The sequence below is a fragment of the Mycobacterium sp. 1423905.2 genome, assembly GCF_001673155.1.
Classification (GTDB): domain Bacteria; phylum Actinomycetota; class Actinomycetes; order Mycobacteriales; family Mycobacteriaceae; genus Mycobacterium.
In genome coordinates, this window is sequence record NZ_LZLE01000031.1 from 1 (window position 1) to 4,917 (window position 4,917).

At 67.8% G+C, this 4,917-nt stretch carries 5 protein-coding genes; 2 read left to right on the forward strand and 3 right to left on the reverse strand.

The window, feature by feature from the left end; genetic code table 11:
• Positions 1-1,220: mycofactocin system GMC family oxidoreductase MftG (gene mftG / locus A9W95_RS02305; RefSeq protein ID WP_067409032.1), on the forward strand; the 1,220-nt coding region annotated here is incomplete at its 5' end.
• Between the two features lie 5 nt (positions 1,221-1,225).
• Here mftG and A9W95_RS02310 read toward each other — a convergent pair.
• The gene (locus tag A9W95_RS02310) at positions 1,226-1,948 is read right to left on the reverse strand and encodes a PE family protein (protein ID WP_067409033.1); all 723 of its coding nucleotides are present in this window, start codon (positions 1,946-1,948) and stop codon (positions 1,226-1,228) included.
• 85 nt (positions 1,949-2,033) lie between these two features.
• The gene (locus A9W95_RS02315) at positions 2,034-3,620 is read right to left on the reverse strand and encodes an MFS transporter (protein WP_371328015.1); all 1,587 of its coding nucleotides are present in this window, start codon (positions 3,618-3,620) and stop codon (positions 2,034-2,036) included.
• Positions 3,621-3,811: 191 nt separating this feature from the next.
• Between A9W95_RS02315 and A9W95_RS02320 the strand changes: the two genes are divergently transcribed.
• On the forward strand, positions 3,812-4,372 hold the full coding sequence (locus A9W95_RS02320; protein WP_253851535.1) for a TetR/AcrR family transcriptional regulator: 561 nt from the start codon (positions 3,812-3,814) through the stop codon (positions 4,370-4,372).
• A 20-nt stretch (positions 4,373-4,392) separates the two neighbouring features.
• Here the strand turns inward: A9W95_RS02320 and A9W95_RS02325 are convergent, their stop codons facing one another.
• Positions 4,393-4,785 (reverse strand): hypothetical protein, encoded by a 393-nt coding sequence (locus A9W95_RS02325; protein ID WP_156745963.1) that lies wholly within the window; start codon positions 4,783-4,785, stop codon positions 4,393-4,395.
• Positions 4,786-4,917 lie beyond the last annotated feature (132 nt).

Below are 4,917 nucleotides of genomic sequence, written 5' to 3' on the forward strand. Positions count from 1 at the left end.
TGACCGAGCGGCCGGTTCGGCATATGTCGATCGTGCGAGGCGCCACACTCGGTGGGTCCGGCGCGGTCAACGGCGGCTATTTCTGCCGCGCCTTGCCGCAAGACTTCGACCGTCCGTCGATACCGGGCTGGGCGTGGACGGACGTGTTGGACCACTTCCGTGCCATCGAGACCGACCTCGATTTCGACGGCCCCAGTCACGGCGATGCCGGGCCGATCCAAGTCAGTCGCACCAGGGAACTGGCGGGTACCACCGAACGATTCGTCGCCGCCGCGCAGGGCGCCGGACTGTCCTGGATTGCCGATCTCAACGACGTGGGCACGGACCCCGTCTCCGGCGTGGGCGCCGTCCCGCTCAACATCGTCGACGGCGTGCGCACGGGATCGGGCGCCGGATTCCTGTTGCCCGCGCTGCAGCGGCCCAACTTGACTATTCTGCAGCGGACCCGGGCGGTGCGATTGCGCCTGTCGGGGAACACCGTAACCGGTGTCGATACGACCGGTCCCGCGGGACCGGACCTGCGCACCGCCGATCGGATCGTGTTGTGCGCCGGCGCAATCGAATCCGCACACCTGCTGATGCTGTCCGGAATCGGTGAGCCGGCGATGCTGGCCGCCGCGGATCTGCCTGTGGCAGTGGCACTTCCGGTAGGTCTGAGCTGCAGTGACCACCCCGAATGGGTGTTGCCGACGACGTGGACGGTGGCCACCGGGCGACCGGTGCTCGAGGTGGTGCTGACCACCACCGACGGGATTGAAATCAGGCCCTACACCGGCGGTTTCGTGGCGATGACGGGCGACGGCGCTGCGGGACATCCGGATTGGCCGCACATCGGGGTGGCCTTGATGCGGCCGCGAGCGCGCGGGCGGCTGACGATAACCTCCCCGGATCCCGATGTCCCGCCACGCATCGAGCACCGCTACGACAGCGCGCCCGAAGACCTCGTGGCCCTGCAGCGAGGTGTGCAACTGGCCCGCGAGATCGCCGGTGAGGCAACGGATTCAGGCGAACCGGCGTGGTCGACGTCGCAGCACCTGTGCGGCAGCGCCCCGATGGGAACCGAATCGGACCCGGCCGCGGTCGTCGATAATCGCTGTCGGGTCCGCGGCCTGGAGAACCTGTGGGTGATCGACGGGTCCATACTGCCCGCGGTCCCGAGCCGGGGCCCGCACGCCACGATCGTGATGTTGGCCCATCGCGCTGCGGAATTCGTCGCCTAGCTAGTTCATTCGGCGGTCGCCGTGCGCGCCGTGACGGCGTCGAAGCGAACGGACGGTTCCTGCTGCGCCGCTGGCACCGCACGCGTGGCAAGGTTCGCCGGTAACGCCGACAGCGCGTTTGGTGAAGCGACCCCCGGCCCCGTGGCCGCGGGCAACGGTTCGATCGCCGGAGGCGCCGCGGTTGCAGCCGTGGCGGCCGGAGCGGCGGGCACCGCGAAAGTCGCCGCGAGGGCCGGACCCATCGCCATCGGCGCAACAGCCACCGATGCCGGTGCCGCCACGGCCTGGGCCGATCGCACCGGTGCCACGGTGGCGGCCGCGACGCTCGGGTGCACGGCGGCAAGGGGCGTACTGGGCACACCGGCGGCCGGCGGCGGGGCGGAAAGGGCTTGAGCTGACGAGGAGGCCACCGCCAAACCTTGCTCAGCGGTCTGCAGCGTCGAGTTGTTCGCGACCTCGGTCAGCGCGTACTGGTCGGCGCCCATACTCATCAACTGCACGAACTGATCGTGGAAGGCCGCCGCCTGGGCGCTGAGCGCCTGATAGGCCTGCGCGTGCGCGTCGAACAACGCCGCGAGCTGAATCGACACCTCGTCGATGCCGGCGGACAGCACGGTCGACGTCGGAACCACAGCCGCCGTGTTGGCGTCTCCGATTGCCGTGGCGATCCGGCCTAGATCGGCTGCCGCCGCGGCAACGTACTCCGGCGATGCGATGACATACGACAACTCGTCCCCCCACTCAGGCCGGATAGCATCCGTCGCCTGTAACGAACCCCGTCCCCCAGAAGGAATCGTAAGTCCGCGGGCACCCTCACCGCGGCGTTTCGGGTGAAACGCGCGTACCAGATTTCGGTTGACGCTCCCGAAGGCGCCGGACCAGCCCGAGTTGGCGTCCGTCCCGCCCGGGCGCCCACAGCCCGATCAGCACGGCAGCAACGGCCGAGATCGCAGCCATCGCGACGGTCGACGAGTGCATCGCGGTCATGAACGCCGCCTTGGCAAATGCCGAGAGCTGAGTGCCTAGCGGGCCGAGCTTGTCGGCGACCTCCTCCGCCTTGGCGAGCGAGTCCGACGCCGGTCCCCGCACCGGTGCGGGAAACTCCGCCAACTTCGGTGTCAACTCTTGGGTGTACCGGCCGGCCAGGATCGACCCGGCCACCGCGATTCCCAACGCACCACCCATTTCCCGCGCGGTGTCGTTGACCGCCGAAGCCACTCCCTGCTTCTCGTCGGCGACCGCTCCCATGATCGCCGAAGTCGTTGGCGCCGTGCAGAATCCGATACCGGTGCTGAGGATCAGCGTCGGCCAGGCGAACTGCAGGTACGACGAGTGCACGTCGAGACCTTGCATGCAGGCGAACCCGACCGCCATCAGCAGCGTGCCCACGAACAGCACCGTGCGCAGCCCCAGTTTGGGCAGGTACCAGAAGGACAACGCCGAGAAGATGCCCAAGGGCACCATGAACGGACCCAGGGCGACCGCCGTCATCAGCGGGGAATAGCCCATGATCTCCTGCACGTACTGCATGCCGAGATAGAAGAAGCCGAACGTCCCGGCAAACATGATGACAATGGTGGCCACCCCGGTGGCGAAGCTCGGGTCGCCGAACAGTCGTACGTCCAGCAATGGGTGACGGCGGCCGGATGCCAGGCGCAGTTCCACCACGCCGAACACCACGGCAATCACGGTCCCGACGACCAGTCCGCCCCAGACCAGCGGGTTGCTCCAGCCACGATGAGGCGCCTCCAAGATGGCGAACACCGCGATGGCCAGCGCCGCGCCGATCAGTGCTGCGCCGAGCCAGTCGACGCGGGGGGCGTCGCTGTCGCGCGACGGCGCGACCGTGCACGCCAGGGCGAAAATTGCGACCGCTGCGCCGGCCAGGCACCAGAAAATCGCGTGCCAGTCCCCGAGACGCAGCATCAGCCCGGACCCCAGCATCCCCAGCACCCCGCCGAAACCCGCCACACCGGCCCAGATGCCAACTGCCTTAACGCGCTGATCTTTTGGATACGCCACGGTCAGCAAGGACAGCGTCGCGGGCATCACGAACGCCGCGCCCAGGCCGGCCACCGCCCGCCCCGCGATGATCTGGGTCGGGTTGTGCAGCAGCGCGGGGGCCGCCGAGCCGAGCGCGAAGATGAGCAGGCCGGTCAGCAAGGCACCGCGGCGGCCGTACCGGTCGCCGATCGCGCCGGCGGGCAGCAAGAGGCAGGCCAGGGCCACGGTATAGCCGTCGACGATCCAGGTGAGCTGTGTCTGCGTGGCGGCGGTGGCCACCGCGAGATCAGGAAGCGCGGTGTTCAGTGCGGTCATCGACGCGACGACCAGCGCGACGCCCAGGCACGCGACGGTAAGCGTCCAGACCCGTGCTCGCGCGCTAGTGCCGATGCTCACCGCGCCAGTACCCTGGTCTGGTCGGGTCAGAGTTTCGACCATGGCGATGCGCCTCCTCCCCCGGGGCGATCTGGTTTACGAGACTAACGTTCTCGTAGATAGACCGTTAGTCTGGTGTTCAAACAGGGAGGTGGCTCACAATTTCCGACGGGATTGTCGATCCTCGTCCCGCGCGGTCACGGGCTCGTCTGTTGCATGCCGCCGCCGAATTGCTGCTTGCCGGTGGGCCCAGCGCGGTCACGATCGATGCGGTGACCCGTGCCGCCAACGTGGCCCGGGCGACGTTGTACCGTCATTTCCCCAGCGTGAACGACCTGCTGGCGGCGACGTTCAACAGCCTCATCCCGCCGGCGCCGATGCCCCCCGCGGAGGGTTCGCTGCGTGATCGATTGCTGGCGATGGTCTTGGCTCAAGCCGACGTCGTCGCCGAAGCGCCCGTCGTCCTGACCGCGATGTCCTGGCTGGCGCTGGGACCCGACCTCCAGCAGATGCCCGAACCGCGGCATGCCGGCGGGGAAGCGATCAATACCCTGCGGGAACGCATCGCTCAGCAGTATGCGGCGCCGTTCGACGCTCTGTTCGACAGCCCGCAGGCTGCGGAATTGGGTGCCGTCGACCGATCCCGGGCGATCGCCCTGTTGATCGGCCCGCTGGTCCTCGGCCGGTTGAGCACGCTGCCCGATTTCGACTACCGCGAATGCGCCCGCGCCGCGGTCGACGGTTTCCTCTATATACACAGCCGCGAATCCTGACCTGCCGGCCACGCGACCGCCTAGAAGCCGGTCCGGTCTTTGATCCGCTGCCGAACCGCGGCCTTCCCTTCGGCAAGCTTCGCCAGACCGAATCGGGTCGCGCTCCAACTGCACTCGTTGTCCGAAGTCCACCGGACATACACGAACTCCGAGTGCTCGAGCAATTGCACGGCTTCATAAATCGATTCCCGCACCGGTCGAGCCTGCACCACAAAGCCGGTCTGCTTGGGATAGCGGCGAAACATCCAGTCGCTGAGGTCGGCGACCCCGAGCCAGGGAACGCGCCGGGGCGCATCCGGACCGAATGCTGCCATTAGTTCGACCGCGAGATCGGCTGGCGGCGCGGCGTTGATCCAGTCGATCATGGGTTGGGCCGCGTCGCCCTCTCCCGGAGTCGACCCGATAACCGGCATGACGACCTCCTCGGGTGCTCCTCGGGGTGCTCCTTGGGGTGCACGAACTCCGCAACGGAGCGTACTGCAGCCATGAGCTGGGATTTGGCTCAAGCGCTGATCTGAGGCATACTGTTCAGGTTGCCTTGAGCC

Coding starts and splice junctions, on each gene's coding strand:
- A9W95_RS02325 (WP_156745963.1), bottom strand. CDS start 4,785: ATGCCGGTTATCGGGTCGACTCCGGGAGAGGGCGACGCGGCCCAACCC.